A 529-nucleotide genomic window follows, 5' to 3' on the forward strand; every position below is an offset into this window, starting at 1 on the left:
ATCAGCCTTTCCGAGCTTGCCGACGAGGACCTCGTGCAGCAGATGCATGACGACCTCTATGACGGGCTGGCCGAGGAGATCGGCCAAGGCACCCGCATCCTGCTGGCCCGCGGCTGGACGCCCTATGCGGTGCTGACCCGGGCGCTGGTCGAGGGCATGCGCATCGTCGGCGAGGATTTCCGCGACGGCATCCTGTTCGTGCCCGAGGTGCTGCTCTCGGCCAATGCCATGAAGGCCGGCATGACCATCCTGCGCCCGCTGCTCGCCGCCACCGACGCGCCCCGGCAGGGCAAGCTGCTGATCGGCACCGTCAAGGGCGACATCCACGACATCGGCAAGAACCTGGTCGGCATGATGATGGAAGGCGCCGGCTTCGAGGTGGTCGACATCGGCATCAACAACCCGGTCGAGACCTATCTGGCCGCCATCGAGGAGCACAGGCCCGACATCCTGGGCATGTCGGCGCTGCTGACCACCACCATGCCCTACATGAAGGTGGTCATCGACGCGATGCGGGAAAAGGGCATCC

General features: G+C 65.8%; 1 protein-coding gene. It reads left to right on the plus strand.

The features are described from left to right. Positions 1–529, plus strand: a 529-nt coding sequence (locus ACFOMP_RS19785) for a corrinoid protein (protein WP_379033777.1), incomplete at both ends; no start/stop codon positions are given.

It is taken from the genome of Paracoccus simplex, assembly GCF_042648325.1.
GTDB lineage: Bacteria > Pseudomonadota > Alphaproteobacteria > Rhodobacterales > Rhodobacteraceae > Paracoccus > Paracoccus simplex.